General features: G+C 64.5%; 16 protein-coding genes. 11 read left to right on the forward strand and 5 right to left on the reverse strand.

Annotated features, from left to right (window positions below; all coding sequences use genetic code 11):
- Positions 1 to 139: 139 nt before the first annotated feature.
- Together EN862_RS20210 and EN862_RS20215 are read left to right on the forward strand one after the other, a co-directional pair.
- Positions 140 to 382 carry a DUF1127 domain-containing protein gene (locus EN862_RS20210; RefSeq protein ID WP_127867675.1) on the forward strand — a complete coding sequence of 81 codons (243 nt, stop codon included), beginning with the start codon at positions 140 to 142 and terminating at the stop codon, positions 380 to 382.
- A 501-nt stretch (positions 383 to 883) separates the two neighbouring features.
- Positions 884 to 1,606, forward strand: a complete 723-nt coding sequence (locus tag EN862_RS20215) for a phytochelatin synthase family protein (RefSeq protein WP_127867676.1) — start codon at positions 884 to 886, stop codon at positions 1,604 to 1,606.
- Between the two features lie 120 nt (positions 1,607 to 1,726).
- Here the strand turns inward: EN862_RS20215 and efp are convergent, their stop codons facing one another.
- The gene (gene efp / locus EN862_RS20220; RefSeq protein ID WP_073986329.1) at positions 1,727 to 2,296 is read right to left on the reverse strand and encodes an elongation factor P; all 570 of its coding nucleotides are present in this window, start codon (positions 2,294 to 2,296) and stop codon (positions 1,727 to 1,729) included.
- 129 nt (positions 2,297 to 2,425) lie between these two features.
- Here efp and epmA point away from each other — a divergent pair, with 129 nt between their 5' ends.
- Positions 2,426 to 3,466 carry an EF-P lysine aminoacylase EpmA gene (gene epmA / locus EN862_RS20225; RefSeq protein WP_127867677.1) on the forward strand — a complete coding sequence of 347 codons (1,041 nt, stop codon included), beginning with the start codon at positions 2,426 to 2,428 and terminating at the stop codon, positions 3,464 to 3,466.
- A gap of 109 nt (positions 3,467 to 3,575) precedes the next feature.
- Here epmA and EN862_RS20230 read toward each other — a convergent pair whose 3' ends face one another.
- Positions 3,576 to 5,408, reverse strand: coding sequence for a glycosyltransferase (locus EN862_RS20230; protein WP_127867678.1), 1,833 nt, complete (start codon positions 5,406 to 5,408; stop codon positions 3,576 to 3,578).
- 577 nt (positions 5,409 to 5,985) lie between these two features.
- On the opposite strand from EN862_RS20230, the gene EN862_RS20235 reads away from it, so the two are divergent.
- The 6 genes from EN862_RS20235 to lpxK all read left to right on the forward strand — a co-directional run bounded on the left by EN862_RS20235 (position 5,986) and on the right by lpxK (position 11,713).
- Positions 5,986 to 7,329 (forward strand): TldD/PmbA family protein, encoded by a 1,344-nt coding sequence (locus EN862_RS20235; protein WP_127867679.1) that lies wholly within the window; start codon positions 5,986 to 5,988, stop codon positions 7,327 to 7,329.
- Entirely contained in the window at positions 7,316 to 8,125 is an 810-nt protein-coding gene (locus EN862_RS20240) for a 3'(2'),5'-bisphosphate nucleotidase CysQ (protein WP_127867680.1), read from the forward strand. Before EN862_RS20235 ends, EN862_RS20240 begins: the two co-directional genes overlap by 14 nt.
- 75 nt (positions 8,126 to 8,200) lie before the next feature.
- On the forward strand, positions 8,201 to 8,446 hold the full coding sequence (locus tag EN862_RS20245; RefSeq protein ID WP_127867681.1) for a DUF4170 domain-containing protein: 246 nt from the start codon (positions 8,201 to 8,203) through the stop codon (positions 8,444 to 8,446).
- Positions 8,447 to 8,451: 5 nt separating this feature from the next.
- A complete protein-coding gene (locus EN862_RS20250) occupies positions 8,452 to 9,234 on the forward strand; it encodes a lysophospholipid acyltransferase family protein (RefSeq protein WP_127867682.1) in 783 nt (260 codons plus the stop codon).
- The gene (gene waaA, locus EN862_RS20255; RefSeq protein ID WP_127867683.1) at positions 9,231 to 10,547 is read left to right on the forward strand and encodes a lipid IV(A) 3-deoxy-D-manno-octulosonic acid transferase; all 1,317 of its coding nucleotides are present in this window, start codon (positions 9,231 to 9,233) and stop codon (positions 10,545 to 10,547) included. Before EN862_RS20250 ends, waaA begins: the two co-directional genes overlap by 4 nt.
- A gap of 137 nt (positions 10,548 to 10,684) precedes the next feature.
- The gene (lpxK, locus tag EN862_RS20260; protein ID WP_127867945.1) at positions 10,685 to 11,713 is read left to right on the forward strand and encodes a tetraacyldisaccharide 4'-kinase; all 1,029 of its coding nucleotides are present in this window, start codon (positions 10,685 to 10,687) and stop codon (positions 11,711 to 11,713) included.
- A gap of 36 nt (positions 11,714 to 11,749) precedes the next feature.
- Here the strand turns inward: lpxK and EN862_RS20265 are convergent, their stop codons facing one another.
- Positions 11,750 to 12,682, reverse strand: coding sequence for a UDP-glucuronic acid decarboxylase family protein (locus tag EN862_RS20265; protein ID WP_127867684.1), 933 nt, complete (start codon positions 12,680 to 12,682; stop codon positions 11,750 to 11,752).
- Between the two features lie 181 nt (positions 12,683 to 12,863).
- On the reverse strand, positions 12,864 to 13,097 hold the full coding sequence (locus EN862_RS20270; protein WP_095818449.1) for a DUF2093 domain-containing protein: 234 nt from the start codon (positions 13,095 to 13,097) through the stop codon (positions 12,864 to 12,866).
- Between the two features lie 115 nt (positions 13,098 to 13,212).
- On the opposite strand from EN862_RS20270, the gene EN862_RS20275 reads away from it, so the two are divergent.
- Entirely contained in the window at positions 13,213 to 13,812 is a 600-nt protein-coding gene (locus EN862_RS20275) for a hypothetical protein (RefSeq protein WP_127867685.1), read from the forward strand.
- A gap of 8 nt (positions 13,813 to 13,820) precedes the next feature.
- On the opposite strand, the gene EN862_RS20280 is transcribed toward EN862_RS20275, so the two are convergent.
- Positions 13,821 to 14,747, reverse strand: a complete 927-nt coding sequence (locus tag EN862_RS20280) for a LysR substrate-binding domain-containing protein (RefSeq protein WP_127867686.1) — start codon at positions 14,745 to 14,747, stop codon at positions 13,821 to 13,823.
- Between the two features lie 90 nt (positions 14,748 to 14,837).
- Here EN862_RS20280 and EN862_RS20285 point away from each other — a divergent pair, with 90 nt between their 5' ends.
- The gene (locus EN862_RS20285) at positions 14,838 to 15,731 is read left to right on the forward strand and encodes an EamA family transporter (protein ID WP_127867687.1); all 894 of its coding nucleotides are present in this window, start codon (positions 14,838 to 14,840) and stop codon (positions 15,729 to 15,731) included.
- Positions 15,732 to 15,760 lie beyond the last annotated feature (29 nt).

Here is a 15,760-nt window from a genome sequence, read left to right on the forward strand (position 1 = left end):
GAATATCATCTTCGCCGGTCGATTTAACGCGGATTTAACGGCGCCCCGACGCCATTTCCTTGCCGGTTCACGCCTGGCTGAACAGCCGCAAATCGCCCCCGTGACAAGCTCCTGCCGTCACCTGGAACGGGAGAGCGAAATGGCTAACACGGAAACCCATGCGAAGACCCACGCATCGAACCCTTGGCCGCTTGGGGCAGTGTCGAGAAGCGTGGCAGCGGCGGTCGCTGCCTTCGTGGCATGGCGGCGCGCCATTGCAGGACGCAGGGCGTTAGCGGATCTGACGCCCCATGAATTGAGGGATATCGGCTGTCTGGAACTCTCTGCGCCGAAGTTCGCCGTCAGGGTGGGGCTCATGACGGACCTGATGTCGATGAGATGAGGTTCGCCACCCATCTCACGTCGCTCGAAAACCTGCGCGTCGCTGCCACCGCCAACAATGGAGGGCAATCATGCATGAGAGGGCTGACACGCCGATTGCACCCACGACATTTTCGCGGGGGGAAGCGCTGAGCATCCTTTCGGCCGGCATCGCAGGGCCATGCTGCGGCGAGGCCAATGAGATGCTGGCCTGGCTCTATCTGCTGCCGCTCAGCGAGCCAGCATGCAGCGATACGGGCGCCGACCCGCCGGCCGATCGCCCTCGGCTGTGGCTTGGCCTATGTAGTCTCTTTCGGACTTGAACTTCACGACATTGGCCCTCCCGCGGGGGCACGGGTGAAGCCCTGAGAAGGCCCCGTCGATAATCTGCAGCGGTTCAGGCATCGGGATTGGGTTGCGATGCTTGGGAGCCTCGTGCCGGCCGGAATCGAACAGGAACGTGCCACGGCATCGACAAGCTGATACATTCCTCGATACCTTCTTAATCGGGCTGAGGATCACCATGTCTGCTCGCTTGTATTCGCTGCTGCTTGCGTTTCTCCTGATTGCACCCAGCGCCTTCTCTGAGACCCTGAAGCTTCCGGACAATCTGACGGGGTTCAGTTCCCCTGCCGGCGAGAGCTTTCTTGCCGAGAGCATGGCGAAAGAAGCCTATTTCCCTCTCGCGAGCAATTTTCTCACGCAAAAGACTCAGTCCTATTGCGGCGTGGCCAGCATCGTCATGGTGCTGAACGCACTCAACGTTCCGGCGCCGGCTGTGCCCGAATACGAACCCTATAAAACGTTCACGCAGGATAATGTCCTGAATGAGCGCACCGAGACCATTCTTCCTCGCCAGGTCCTGGACAAGCAGGGAATGACGCTCGACCAGATCGGGGCCATTCTATCCACCCAGCCGATCAAGGCCGAGGTCCGCCACGCCTCGGATGCCAGCGTTGAGCAGTTCCGCACCCAGGCCAGTTCGTTTCTTGCCAAACCCGGACACTTCGTCATCGTCAACTATCTGCGCAAGGCGATGGGCCAGGAGAGGGGCGGGCATATATCGCCGCTGGCCGCTTACGACGAGAAAGCGGACAGGTTCCTGATCCTCGATGTCGCCCGCTACAAATACCCGCCGGTATGGGTGAAAACGACCGACTTGTTTGGAGCCATGAACACGGTCGACAGCGACAATGAGAACAAAACTCGCGGGTATGTGCTGATATCGTCGCCTTCGGGAGAGTAATTCAGCCCCACTTCCAGCGGAGAAGGCCCACAGGGACACAGTTGCGGAAGTCGGCGGGCGCGCTCGCGACGTAGCCCGCCCTTGCGGGCGAGCTGTGCTACTCGTGCCCGCCGTAAGATATCAGTCTTTGGCGCGCTCGACGTAAGAACCGTCGGCGGTCATCACCACGATGCGCGTGCCGGCGGAGATGTGCGGCGGCACGGCGGTGCGCACGCCGTTGGAGAGCACGGCGGGCTTATAGGAGGAAGATGCGGTCTGGCCCTTGGTCACCGGCTCGGTCTCGACCACTTCGAAGGTGGCGCGCTGAGGCAGCACCAGCGAGATCGGCACGCCGTTGAACTGCGCCAGCTGCACGGCCATGCCTTCCTGAAGATACGGCGCGAAGTCGCCGACCACGGCTTCGGAGGCCACGACCTGGTCATAGCTTTCCGGGTTCATGAAATGAAAGCCTTCGCCGTCGGAATAGAGGAAGGTGTGCTCGCGCTCCTCGACATAGGCGCGCTCGACCATCTCGGTCGTGCGGTAGCGTTCCGACACCTTCACCCCGTCGCCGATGCGGCGCATGTCGAGCTGGGTCACGGGCGTGCCCTTGCCAGGGTGGATGTTTTCGGCAAAGAGGATGACATAGAGCTTGCCGTCCTTATCGACGACGTTGCCTTTGCGTAAGGAGCTGGCGATGACCTTGACCACGATATTCGATCCCGTTCGAGTTTTTCGGCCTGCAAGCGTCGATTTCCGCGAAGCGGCGACGGCGGCCATCGCGTGCGCCCTAGCGCATCTTGCGCCGAACCGCCAGTCTTCCGCGCGATTTTCCTGCCTATGACCGCCGCTTCCCCCTGGTGGACGCCCGACATCCATGCCGATCGCCGGCCACGGCTGATGGCGCGCAATGCCATCGCAGCCGCGCTTCGCGGCTGGTTCGCGGAGCGCGATTTCGTCGAGGTGACGACATCGGCGCTGCAGGTGTCGCCGGGCAACGAGGCGCATCTTTCCGCCTTCGCCACCGAGGCGATCGGGCCGGACGCGTCGCGCCTCCCGCTCTATCTCCACACCTCGCCCGAATTCGCCTGCAAGAAGCTGCTCGCCGCCGGCGAGGAGCGCATCTTCAGCCTCGGCCCGGTCTGGCGCAATCGCGAGCGCGGGCCACTGCATCATCCCGAGTTCACCATGCTCGAATGGTACCGCGTCGGGGAGAGCTATGAACGCCTGATGGACGACTGCGCCGAATTCCTGGCGCTCGCGGCGGAGAAGGCCGGCGCCAGGAGTTTCCGTTTTCGCGGACGCGAGGCCGACCCCTTGGCCGAGCCGGAGCGGCTGAGTGTGGCGGAGGCCTTTGCTCGATATGCCGGCATCGATCTTCTGGCGACTGTCGCGGCCGATGGGAGCACGGATCGCGACGGGCTTCATGCGGCGCTGGTCCAGGTCGGCCTGCGCACCGCGCCCGACGACAATTGGGCCGACCTGTTCAGCCGTGTGATGGTGGAAAAGATCGAGCCCGTGCTGGGGCAGGGGCGGGCGACCATTCTCTATGGTTACCCGATTGCCGAGGCGGCACTTGCCCGGCCGAGCGCCAGGGATCCGCGCGTCGCCGAGCGCTTCGAGCTCTATTGCTGCGGCGTCGAGCTCGCCAACGCCTTTGGCGAGCTCACCGACCCGGCAGAGCAGCGCCGCCGCTTCACCGCCGAGATGGACGAGAAGGAGCGCGTCTATGGCGAGCGCTATCCGCTGGACGAGGATTTCCTGGCGGCCCTGGCCATCATGCCGCAGGCAAGCGGCTCGGCGCTGGGCTTCGACCGGTTGGTGATGCTGGCGACGGGGGCAACGAGGATCGAGGACGTGATCTGGGCGCCGGTGGCGTGACCCCGGCCGCGTCAGCCCTTCAGCCCGCCGGGATTTCTCCGGTACTGCACGTGGTCATATGTATCCAATGGAATCCCGTCAACCACGCTGGAGCATCCCGGCCGGGTTATCACCGTTTCCGAGTCCACCCCAGGAATGCGCGGAAATCGCGGAACAGCGACTTGTGCAGATGGCTTATCGGAATTCGGCCTCCGAAACCGGCTCGCAGGATTGACCTGGCCTGTGCGCCGGGGAAGCGGTTCGTGATCTCCCTGCGGAATTTCTCGTCGCCGAAAACGGACCTTAGTTGCGGTGCGTTTTGTCTGAAAATTTCAACCGCGAGCTCATTCCTGAAATAGTCGCGCAACTCTCTCCCGCTCTCACGCGTGACCCTGTCGACAGTCGGCCAGAATTCCGGTCCGAGCAGCCAGTCGAAACGATCGCTCTGTTCTACCAGGAACCGCACACTCTCATATGTGAATTGCTGCGACTTGGCCGCGTAGCTTCTCGTTCCGCCGCGCATGCCCTCGATGCTTTCTCCGGCCGCAAAATAGTTGCTCGAGTGCAGGCGATAGCCCGACAGCGGCATGTCGATCAGCGCGCTGCCGGCAACTGCATGGCATATTGTGTTGAAATACCCGTCCGCAGCTGTCATCCGCGGCTTGCTGCCATCATCCAGCCGCAACAGACGCAGCACCGAGGTGCGGAACATGTTGGCGCTGCCGGGCGCCCAGAGCCAGCCTGTGTGCCACCGCGGTATAGTCGCCGTGTTGGCGTCGAGAAACCGATACTGCGACGGAGAAACCGTAGGCAGCCGCAGGACCGTCTGCTCTCCGCGAAGGCCGCGCTGCGCGTCCGTCTTGTCCAGCCGGTGGTGCAAATACGAGGCGGTAAGGGTCTTGCCCGTCGAATCCATCTCGGCGACGTTGGCCGAGGTGAAGCCGACGCTTCGCCGCAGCGCCATATGCACCTGGATGTGCATCGAGGCGTAATTGTCGAACAGCACGTCATCCGCGTCCACGAAGGTCACGAATCCGCCATTCACCTTGTCCAGCGACCACAGGGCGGCGCCGAGCTGGCCATGGTTTTGCGCCAGCGTTTCCACACGGAAACGCGGATCGCCTTCGATATGCCGGGCAATCACCTCCGCGCTGTCGTCGGTCGACCCGTTGTTGATGACGATGCACTCGAAATGCGGATAGTCCTGCCTGCGTATGGAGTCGATTGTCGCGCCGACATAGCGGCCGTAGTTCCAGTTGATGACAACGAAGCTGACGAGCGGCGGCGACAACGCGCCGCCCGCAAGCTCGCCGATATCGCGCCCAGCGATCGTGAATGACTTGGTTGCGCCGATCGATGCCTCGCCGATCTTGATTTTGCGTATGACGATCTGCTGGTCCTGGTGCAGCAGCTCATATTCGCCGGCGATTTGCTGCAGGAAGGCTTCCATTCCCACCGCGGGACGTTTTGCCGCCGGCCGGTCTCTTCCCCACCGATAGTCGTCCAGGATCATCAGGCCGTCCTTGTCGAGCAGGTCCCAACCCAGTCTGGCATCGGTGTAGGTGGATACGGCGGAATGATCGCCATCGACATAGATCACGTCGTACAGTCGCTGTTCGGCGGCGAGTGCCGGCAGGACCACCACCGAGCAGCCCTTGCGCTTCTCGACCCGGTCGGCGAAGGGCATGAGGTTCTGGTCGAAACGTCTTTCGACCTCGGCCATGTCGGATTCATATTCCGAGCCGCGCTCCACATGCTCTTCGCTGCCCTGAAAGCTATCCACGCAGGTGATGCGGGATTTTGGCAGGAATTGCAGGAAAAACAGCGCGGAGCGGCCCTCGAATGAGCCGATTTCCAGCACTGCGGTCGCAGTGTCGATCCTGTCGCGGAGGAATTCCTCCCAAAGGTTCAGGTGATGGGAGGTCCAGTCATAGGTAAACCGTCCACCTGCGAAATAATCCATTCTTCCCCCATGAGGTCCGGTGCCTGAGGCGAGCACGTGACCAGTCCCAATTGCCGGCGCGCGAACACCTGCCCCGGTGATCGGCACCTCTTTAATTCCAACCCCATTGCCCGAAAATCACGGGCAAGCCTGCAGCGTACCATCGGTCGCTCCGCCCCGTCGACGACAGACTTGTGCGTGGGGCCGCGCCGAAGTCCCTCCATCGACGGCACCGAGCCGAAATCTGCTGACAATGGAGGCCGAACTGGCCCGGGTGCCGGATGAGCCGCGAATTAAACCGGGCGCTCGTCATAGAAAGCGCGGATTTCGTCAGGATCACGGACCGGGAAGTTGAAGGGGCATTATGCGAAAACTCCGGAACGAGGATGGACCGCGGACGTCCTGCCGACCCTTGGGCGATTTGGTCGCGGCGCCTGGATCGGCCGTCGCCCATTGCGCAAGCGCCGGCGGAACAATAGATGGTGCAAGGCATCCATGGATGTTGCACTGCACCCGCGATGGTGCGGCAGGGACGATCCTGCTGGCCTTCGACGGAATGACGCCTTAACGGACTGCTCGAACAAACAGGAATAACTGTATGACCAACCAGCTCGACGCGGCGAAATTGACCGATCGCGTGACGGCGCTCGTCGAGGCCGCCAGGCGTGCCGGCGCCGACGCGGCCGATGCGGTGGCGGTTCGCGGCCGCTCTGCCGGCGTCTCGGTGCGGCTGGGCAAGGTCGAGGGCACCGAATCGTCGGAGAGCGAGGATGTGTCGCTGCGCGTCTTCGTCGGCCAGCGTGTGGCGAGCGTCTCGGCCACCGCCGCTTCCGATCCGAAATCGCTTGCCGAGCGCGCGGTGGCCATGGCCAAGGTCTCGCCGGAGGATCCGTTCCAGGGTCTCGCCGATCCCGCGCTGCTTGCCCGCAATTTGCGCGATCTCGATCTCTTCGACCCGACCGAGGTGTCGGCCGACCAGTTGAAAGAGGCGGCCCTTGCCGCCGAAGCAGCCGCATTGGCCGTCAAGGGCGTCACCAATTCCTCGGGCAGCAGCGCCGGCGCCGGACTGGGTGGGCTCGTGCTCGCCACCTCGCATGGCTTTGTCGGCCAGTATGTCGCCTCGCGCTTCTCGCGCTCGACCAGCGTCATCGCCGGCGAGGGCACGGCGATGGAGCGCGACTATGAATTTTCATCGCGCCAGCATTTCGCCGATCTCGACGCGCCGGAAGACATCGGCCGCAAGGCCGGCGAACGCGCGGTGCGTCGGCTCGGCGCCCGCAAGGCGGCGACCGGCCCGGTCGATGTGGTGTTCGATCCGCGCGTCGCGCGCGGCATTGCCGGCCATCTCGCCGGCGCCATCAACGGCGCGGCGGTCGCCCGCAAGACCAGCTTCCTGCGCGACATGATGGGCAAGCAAGTTGCGTCGGCCGCGATCACCGTCACCGACGAGCCCTTGCGCCGGCGTGGCCAGGCCTCGCGCCCCTTCGACGGCGAAGGCGTCGAGGGCGACAAGCTGCTGATGGTCGAGAAGGGCGTGCTCAACCACTGGTTCCTGTCGACCTCGGCCGCGCGCGAGCTTGGTCTCGTCACCAACGGCCGCGGCTCGCGCAGCGGTTCCTCGGTCTCGCCGTCCTCGACCAACCTTGCCATCGAGCCCGGCGAGCGTTCGCCGGAAGACTTGATCGCGTCGCTGAAGCGCGGCTTCTACGTCACCGAGGTATTCGGCCAGGGCGTCGACATGGTGACCGGCGAATACAGCCGCGGCGCCTCCGGCTACTGGATCGAGAACGGCGCGCTGGCCTATCCGGTGGCCGAGGTGACGATTGCCTCCAACCTGAAGACCATGTTCCTCAACATGGTGCCGGCGAGCGATCTCGACCGCAATTTCGGCACGGCTGCGCCGACGCTCCTGATCGAAGGGATGACCCTTGCCGGTGCTTGACGAGCTGACATCGAGCGAGGCCGCAGAAGATCTTGCTCTGCTGCGCGAGGCGGCCCGCGAGGCCGGTCTTATCGCGTTGCGCTATTTCGGCAACAACCCCCAGGTGTGGATGAAGGGCGGCACCTCGCCGGTGAGCGAAGCAGACCATGCGGCCGACGCCTATCTTCGCGAGACCTTGCTCAAGGCGCGTCCGGATTATGGCTGGCTGTCGGAAGAGACCGCCGATGATCACGCCAGGCTGTCGGCCCGCCGCACCTTCGTCGTCGACCCGATCGACGGCACGCGCGGCTTTCTCGACGGCCTGCATTCCTGGTGCGTCAGCGTCGCCGTGGTCGAGGACGGCCGTTCGCTCGCCGGCGTGCTCGAATGCCCGGCCAAGCATGAGACCTACTGGGCGCTGCCGGGCGAGGGCGCCTATCTCAACGACAAGCGCATCCATGTGCGTCCGCTGGGTGAAAGCGTCGATATCGGCGGACCCAAGCCGCTGGTCGATCGCATGCCGCAAGTCTGGCACGACCGGTTGCGGCGGACGGCCTACATTCCGTCGCTCGCCTACCGGCTGGCAATGATTGCCGCCGGCAAGCTCGACGCGACCTTCGTCAAGCCGAGCGCGCATGACTGGGACATCGCCGCCGCCGACCTCATCCTCACCGAGGCCGGCGGCGCGTTGCTCGACCGCCACGGCAAGCCGCCGCGCTATGCCGGCGAGGTGATCAATCACGGTGCGCTCGCCGCCGGCAGCGGCGACCTGCTCGGCGTGCTCACCGGCGTCATTGCCGCACTTGACGAAGGGTGAGGCGGTCGGCGGTTCCAAAACCGGCGGCTTTGGTCTAAAACCTGTCACGAATTCATAAGCATGCGAAGGATCGGCATGGCCGTGGAAGACGGAAAGAAGCAGCTTTTGCACCTGGTGTTCGGCGGCGAGCTGAAAAAGCTGGGTGGAACCGAGTTCCGTGATCTCGGCTCCCTCGACATTGTCGGCATCTATCCCGACTATCAGAGCGCGCTTGGCGCCTGGAAGGCCAAGGCGCAGGCCAGTGTCGACAATGCCCATATGCGTTATTTCGTTGTTCATCTGCACCGTCTGCTCGACCCAGAATCGAAGGTCGGCGGTTGACGTCGATGGAGCATGAAGCGGTGAAAGGGGCGACCAGGCGGCGGCGCGCCGCCAGACGCGGCGGAACGCGCACGCTGTGGCGGCGCATCCGCGAGCCGTTGGCGCAGTCGAGCTTCGTCAAGAATTTCATCGCCAGCCTGTTCGCCTGGTTCCTGCGGCTGATTCGCCTCACCAGCCCGCTCGTCGAAGGCTCGACGAAGGTGGCCGGCGGCGCTTATGCGCATCTTGAGCCCGGCATCATCGCGCTCTGGCATGGCCAGCATCTTCTGACGCCTGCCTATTACCCCAAGGGCCGGCCGCTGGTCGCCATGGTTTCGCGCAGCGCCGACGCTGAGCTCCAGGCGCTGATGATCGAGAAATTCGGCATCGAGGCGGTGCGCGGTTCCGGCGGCCGCAACAGTTCGAAACATCTCGACAAGGGTGGCGCCAAGGCCTTGATCGCGCTCAGGAAGTCGCTCATCGCCGGCAAGAATGTCGCCATGATCGCCGACATTCCGAACGGTAAGCCGCGCGACGCCGGGCTTGGCATCGTTCTTCTGGCAAGGCTTTCCGGCCGGCCGATCCTGCCCTCGGCCATCGCCACCAGCCGCCGCAAGGTGCTTGAGAAGAGCTGGGACAAGACCACTATCAACCTGCCTTTCGGGCGCTCCGCGGTTATCGTGGGACCCCCGGTCTTCGTGCCGGCCGATGCCGACGATGCCGAGATGGAGCGCAAGCGCCAGGAGGTCACCGCCTCCCTCAACGCCGCAATGGCCGAGGCCTATCGCCTCGTGGATGGCGGCAAATGAGCGAGCGCTGGGCGCGTGCGGCCCTGACCGCCTACCGCTATGCCGGGGCGGCCGCCTATCCGTTGATCGGTCCTTATGTCGCCTGGCGCGCCTCGCGCGGCAAGGAGGATCGCGCCCGGCGCCGCGAGCGCTATGGCGTCGCCGGCCGGCCCCGGCCGGAAGGGCCGGTGATCTGGATCCATGCGGCAAGCGTCGGCGAGACGATCGCGGTGGTGCCGTTGGTCGAGAGCATCCTTGACTACGGTGTCAACGTCGTCCTGACCACCGGCACCGTGACCTCGGCCAAGGTCGCCGACGAGCGCCTCGGCGAGCGCATCATCCACCAATATGTACCGCTTGACCTCAAGCCCGCCGTCAGTCGCTTCCTCGATCACTGGCGGCCGGAACTGGCGATCATCGCCGAATCGGAGATCTGGCCGATGACCATCCTGGAACTTGGCGCCCGCAACGTGCCGCAGGTCCTGGTCAACGGCCGGCTGTCGGACCGCTCCTTCACCTCGTGGAAGAAGCGCGCCGGCGTCGCCGAGGCGCTGTTCGAGAACCTCGCCCATGTCATTGCCCAATCGGATGTCGACGGCGAACGGTTTCGCGCGCTCGGCGCCCGGCCGGTCACGGTTTCCGGCAACCTCAAGGTCGACACCAATCCGCCGCCGGTCGACGAGCGGGCCCTGGCCACCCTGCAGCGCCAGATCGGCAACCGCCCGACCTGGGCCGCGATCTCGACCCATGACGGCGAGGAGGTCGTGGCCGCCGAGGTCCATGCCAGCCTGCACAGGCGCCATCATGGGCTTCTGACCATCATCGTGCCGCGTCATCCCGATCGTGCCGACGCGCTTGCCGCGCAGATTTCCGGCATGGGCCTGACCGTGGCAAGGCGCAGCAAGGGCGACCGCATCTCGCCCGACACCGATATCCTTCTGGGCGACACGATCGGCGAGATGGGGCTTTATCTGAGGCTGACCGAGATCGCTTTCGTCGGCCGCTCGCTGACCTCGGAAGGCGGCCAGAATCCGCTTGAACCCGCAATGCTCGAAACCGCGGTGCTTGCCGGCCGCAACGTGCAGAATTTCCGCGAGGCCTACCAGCGCCTGCTCGACAGCGGCGGCGCCAAGCTGGTGCGCGACCGAGACATGCTGACCGGCGCCGTCAACTTCCTTCTGACCAACGAAGTGGCGCGCCACGAAATGATCGCGGCGGGTGCCGCCACCGTCGACGAGATGCGCGGCGCGCTTGCCCGCACGCTGAGATCGCTGGAGCCCTATATCCAGCCGCTGGTCGTCAAGGCGCGCCTGAAAGGCGCTAACGGGCGCTAAAGCAATTCCAGGAAACGTGTGTAACGGTTTTCCGTTCGGAATTGCGTGAAACGAGGGGTAGAACGTATGACGCCAAAAATCGGAGCCGGTTTTTGGATAGGGTCATGCGCGAAGGCGCCACGCGCGGAAGCCGCGCGATGACCAGCGAAGCGCCGCCGTTCTGGTGGGAAAAGCCGGACTGGCGCATCTTCGCGCTGTCGCCGGCCTCCGCGGTCTATGGGCTGGTCGCCGGTCGCCGTATGCGCCACGCTCCTCGCGAGAAGGTCGCTGCGCCCGTGCTGTGCGTCGGCAATCTGACGGTCGGCGGCAGCGGCAAGACGCCGGTCGCCATTGCCCTGGCCAAGCAAGCCGAGCGCATGCAGCTCACGCCAGGCTTCCTGTCGCGTGGCCATGGCGGCTCGTTCGCCAAGCCCCATGTCGTCGATGCGCATCACGACGCCGCCAAGCATGTCGGCGACGAGCCGCTGCTTCTGGCCGAACATGCGCCGGTGGCGGTGACGGCGAACCGCGCCGCCGGCGCGAAGCTGCTCATCGAGGGACATGGCTGCGACTTCCTGATCATGGATGACGGCTTCCAGTCGGCGCGCATCCATATCGACTATGCGCTGGTCGTGGTCGATGCCCGTTTCGGCGTCGGCAACGGCCGCGTCATTCCGGGCGGACCGCTCCGCGCCAAGATTGTCGACCAGCTGGTCTTCACCAGCGGCCTGCTGAAGATGGGCGAGGGAGCCGCCGCCGACGGCGTCGTGCGCCAGGCGGCGCGCGCCGGCCGGCCGATCTTCCTGGCGCATGTCGAGCCGGCGGACCCGTCGCGCTTCGCAGGCGGCCGCTTCCTTGCCTTCGCCGGCATCGGCCATCCGGAGAAATTCTTCGACACGGTGCGCGGCGCGGGCGGCGAAGTGGCCCAGTCACGCGCCTTTCCCGACCATCATTTCTACGCGCAGGATGAGCTTGCCGACCTTCTGGCGCTTGCCCGGCAGGAGGGGCTGCGCCTCGTCACCACGGCGAAGGACGCGGCGCGGCTGCGCCACAGTGAGGTGCCCGCCGGTTTCCTCGATCAACTGGACGTGCTCGATATCGAGGCCGTCTTCGAGCTTGATCACGTGCCCGAACGCATCATAGACGAGACGCTCGACGCCTGGCGTCAGCGCAAGATGCGTGGCTGAGTTTCCGGTGCGCCTTGTCGATCCGGTGCCCTGCCGTCAGTTGATAAGCCCACGGAAATAGCGGACGGTCTCGCCAAGCCCGTCTTCGAGGGCAACACGAGGTGACCAGCCCAGCGCCGAACGCGCCAGGCCTATATCGGGTTGGCGCTGTTGCGGATCGTCTTCCGGGAGGGGCTTGAACTCGATTTTGGACCTGCCGCCGACGATGCCCAACACCAGTTCGGCCAGCTCGAGGATCGTGACTTCCATCGGGTTTCCGATGTTGACGGGGCCGACGAAATCGTCGGGCGTGGCCATCATCCCGGCCATCGCCTCTACAAGGTCGTCGACGTAGCAGAAGCTGCGCGTGTGGCTTCCGTCGCCATAGATGGTTATGGGGTCGTTGCGCAACGCCTGGACGATGAAATTGCTGACCACGCGCCCATCCGAAGGATGCATGCGAGGTCCATATGTATTGAAGATGCGCACCACCTTGATCGGCAGTTGCGACCGGCGCCGATAGTCGAAGAACAGCGCTTCGGCGCATCTTTTGCCTTCATCGTAGCAGCTGCGCGGGCCGATCGGGTTGACATGGCCCCAATAGGCCTCGGTCTGAGGATGGACTTGCGGATCGCCATATACCTCGGACGTCGACGCTTGAAGGATTCTCGCGCCCGAAGCACATGCAAGATCGAGCATGTTGATGGCGCCATAGACGCAGGCTTTTGTCGTCTCGATCGGAATACGCTGATAGTGAACAGGCGAGGCGGGGCAAGCGAGATTGAAGATCTCATCGGCCTCGGCCTGAAGCGGCACGGTGACGTCGTGCCTCAGCAGGCTGAACCGTGCATTGCCGAGAAGGTGCCGGATGTTCTCATCCGAACCAGTCGAGAAATTGTCGAGACATATAACTTCATGGCCTCTTGCCAGCAAAAGATCGCACAGATGCGAACCAATAAAGCCGGCGCCGCCGGTCACCAGAGCCTTCACAGCAAATCCCCAATACCCACGGCATTGTCTATAGCCGCAGAGTCACGAGCCTGTCACGCGTATCGGAAAAGGGCTTTGCCGCTGTGATCGGCCACAGGCGACATTTGGCTGCGAACCTGCATGGGCTCGCTTCCACAAGAGGAAGACGCCGGATCGTGAGGCATTCTAAGCAGAGCCTGGCCTATCCCCGCTTGCGCAGTTCCGGATGCATCTCGATCTCGCGGGCAAGCGAGACCGCGGCGTTCACATAGGGTTCCTGCCGGGCGACGCTCCAATATTTGAGCTCGTCGAGCGGAATGTTCTCGCCCGTCACCGCGCAGCGCACGAACGCGCCTGGGCTGGTGACCTGGAAGTCGCCATCGAGATAGCGGATCCGGGCTTCCCTGCCGCCCGGGCCTTCGAAACGGTTCATCATGAAAGGACGCTTGCGTTCATCGGGTTTCAATCGCCACAAATTGCCGGCAACGTCAAGCTTGACGCAATGCTCATGCGGTATCACTCAAGTGGAGAAATGGTTTCCGGAAGCAGGCATGGACATCACCTCGACCCGCTTGAACGCACTGATCGGTGAAGCGCTCACCCCGCAGCCGGTGCCGCTGCCCAAGGCCGATCCGGCGGCGGCTTTGATCAAGACGCTGATCCAGCCGCCGGCGCCCTCGACGGGGCAGGCTGCGCAGATCGCGGCCCAGTCGCTGCAAAGCGCGCAACCGCGGCCTGCCGCCCAGGCACCGCAACGCCTGTCGTCCTCCGAGGTCGAGGACGCTTACCGGGCCGTGATGGAGCCCGATGCCGTCACCGACGGTCCGCCGGCAAGACCCTCGACGGGAAGGGCGGCGGCGGATGCCGACCAGGCGCCGCGCGGCTTCGCCTCACCGCAGGCAGCGGTTGCAGACAACACGCCCAGGCCCGCGGTTGCGCCGGCGCTGTCCACTTTTTCGCCGGCCGCTGCTTCTGCCGCGACGCTGGTCGCGGCCAACGCCAACGCGCCACGGCCTCGCGGCGCCGCGCTTCGCTCGGCTGGTCACGCGCCGCGATCGGAAGCCGCTCCCATATCCCTTTGGACGATCTCGGTTGTCACGGCCATCGTCTCGGCGGTGACGGCAACAGTCATGGTTCTGCTGCTTCGCTAAGCCAGCCCTTAGGCATCATCCTGCAGGAAAGCTTCGAGCCTTTCCGGGGCAAGCCCTGCCTGTTCGGCAATGCGCCCGGCAAGATCTGCCGCGGCCGCGCGCGGCCGGCCGACCGGACGGTCCATCCAGTAAGACACCGGATTGAGCGCAACGCGCTCGTCGACGGCAACGATACGGCCCGATTGGAGCTGGTCCGCGGTCAGCGGCGGCCGCGCCAGCGCGATGCCCAGGCCATGCGCCGCCGCGTCCAGCACCAGATTGTAATCCTCGAAACGCCTGTCCTGCGGACGGGGGCGGTAATCGATGTCTTGCGCGGCGAGCCATGCGCGCCATCCGGATGCATCGGAATCGTTGATCAGCGGGTACTTCAGCAGCCGCGCAGGGTCGCCCCGTCCGATCTCCTTGGCGAGTTCCGGCGAGGCGATCGGGAAAATCTGCTCCTCGAAAAGCTGCACCGAGACGCGGCCCGGAATGCGGCCACGCCCGCAGCGCACCGAAAGATCGATGCCTTCGTCGGCAAGGTCGGCCTGGCGATTGTCGACGTCGAGCACGATACGCAGCTTGGTCGGGTTGTTCTCGAGCACCGCCATGCGCGGCATCAGCCATAGCCCGCTGACCGACGGGATCGAGGCCAGCCGCACCACGGCTGTGCCGCGCGGCTCGACCCAGCGGTCGGAATTGACCGAGATCAGCGCGAAGGCCTCCGTGGTGCGAAGATGCAGGCGATTGCCCTCGATGGTCAGTGTCACGCCGCGCGCATTGCGCTCGAAGACTTTCAGCCCCAGCCAGTCTTCAAGCTTGGCGATCTGCCGGCTCACCGCGCCATGGGTGAGATTGAGTTTTTCGGCCGCCGCGGAAAAGCTCCCCGTGCGCGCCGCGGCATCGAAGGCGCGCAAGGTTTCCAACGGCAATATCTGGTCGGAGCTGTGATCCATGCTCACAGCTGACCCTCGATTTGCTCGTTTGTCAATTGGCCGGCAATAGCGTTTTCTGCATCCATGACACAAAAAGACGAGGTTACGGCAATGAGCGCTTACACCGGTACGTTGAATGAGACACAGCGCATGGACGGCACGGCGGTCATCGCGGTGGCGCTGACGGTGCTTGGCTGGGCCTCGGCTTTCCCCGCGATCCGCGCCGGCCTCGCCGCCTTCCAGCCGCTGGAGCTCGGTGCGTTGCGCTTTGCCATCGCGGCGGTTCCGGCCGCCATATTCCTCGCCGTGAAACGCCCGGCGCTGCCCAGGATCGACGAGCTTTGGCGCTTCGCCTTCGGCGGCGCCATCTTCGTCGCGCTCTACACCGCCATGCTCAATTTCGGCGAGCTCACCGTCTCGGCGGGCGCCGCCGGCTTCATCATCAATGTCAGCCCGATCTTCACCGCAATCATGGCGATGGCGCTGCTCGGCGAGCGCTTTTCCGGCATCGCCTGGCTGGGCACGGTCATCTCCTTCGCCGGCATCGGCATCATCGCGGTCGCCGACGGCAACGGCCTGCATTTCAATACCGGCGCGCTTCTGGTGCTGGGCTCCGCGCTCTGCTCCGCCGTCAACACCATCGTCCAGAAGCCGCTCTTCGCCCAACATCATCCGCTGACGATATCCGCTTCCAACATGGTGCTCGGCGCGCTCTGCCTGTCGCCGTTCCTGCCCGAGGCATTCCGGCAGGCCGCCGTCGCTGACCATGCCGGCCTTGGCGCCGTCATCTATCTCGGCATCGTGCCCTCGTTGATCGCCTATGCCGCCTGGGCAACCGCGCTCTCGCGCCTGCCTGCCGCCCGCGCCTCGAACTTCCTCTACCTGGTTTCGCCTACCTCCGCGCTGATCGGCTTCTTCTGGCTGGGCGAAGTGCCGTCGCTGCTCGGTATCCTTGGCGGCGCACTGGCGCTGGGTGGCGTGATCGTGGTGAATTTGAAGCGGTAGATCAGTGGGTTGAAGTCGTTTCCTGATTC

Source organism: Mesorhizobium sp. M2E.F.Ca.ET.219.01.1.1 (assembly GCF_004016445.2).
Lineage (GTDB): Bacteria > Pseudomonadota > Alphaproteobacteria > Rhizobiales > Rhizobiaceae > Mesorhizobium.

Excerpts from the sequence above, each read along its gene's own strand:
- EN862_RS20210 (WP_127867675.1), top strand. The coding sequence starts at position 140 with ATGGCTAACACGGAAACCCATGCGAAGACCCACGCATCGAACCCTTGG.
- EN862_RS20215 (WP_127867676.1), top strand. The coding sequence starts at position 884 with ATGTCTGCTCGCTTGTATTCGCTGCTGCTTGCGTTTCTCCTGATTGCA.
- epmA (WP_127867677.1), top strand. The coding sequence starts at position 2,426 with ATGACCGCCGCTTCCCCCTGGTGGACGCCCGACATCCATGCCGATCGC.
- EN862_RS20230 (WP_127867678.1), bottom strand. The coding sequence starts at position 5,408 with ATGGATTATTTCGCAGGTGGACGGTTTACCTATGACTGGACCTCCCAT.
- EN862_RS20235 (WP_127867679.1), top strand. The coding sequence starts at position 5,986 with ATGACCAACCAGCTCGACGCGGCGAAATTGACCGATCGCGTGACGGCG.
- EN862_RS20245 (WP_127867681.1), top strand. The coding sequence starts at position 8,201 with ATGGCCGTGGAAGACGGAAAGAAGCAGCTTTTGCACCTGGTGTTCGGC.
- EN862_RS20250 (WP_127867682.1), top strand. The coding sequence starts at position 8,452 with ATGGAGCATGAAGCGGTGAAAGGGGCGACCAGGCGGCGGCGCGCCGCC.
- waaA (WP_127867683.1), top strand. The coding sequence starts at position 9,231 with ATGAGCGAGCGCTGGGCGCGTGCGGCCCTGACCGCCTACCGCTATGCC.
- lpxK (WP_127867945.1), top strand. The coding sequence starts at position 10,685 with ATGACCAGCGAAGCGCCGCCGTTCTGGTGGGAAAAGCCGGACTGGCGC.
- EN862_RS20270 (WP_095818449.1), bottom strand. The coding sequence starts at position 13,097 with ATGATGAACCGTTTCGAAGGCCCGGGCGGCAGGGAAGCCCGGATCCGC.
- EN862_RS20275 (WP_127867685.1), top strand. The coding sequence starts at position 13,213 with ATGGACATCACCTCGACCCGCTTGAACGCACTGATCGGTGAAGCGCTC.
- EN862_RS20280 (WP_127867686.1), bottom strand. The coding sequence starts at position 14,747 with ATGGATCACAGCTCCGACCAGATATTGCCGTTGGAAACCTTGCGCGCC.
- EN862_RS20285 (WP_127867687.1), top strand. The coding sequence starts at position 14,838 with ATGAGCGCTTACACCGGTACGTTGAATGAGACACAGCGCATGGACGGC.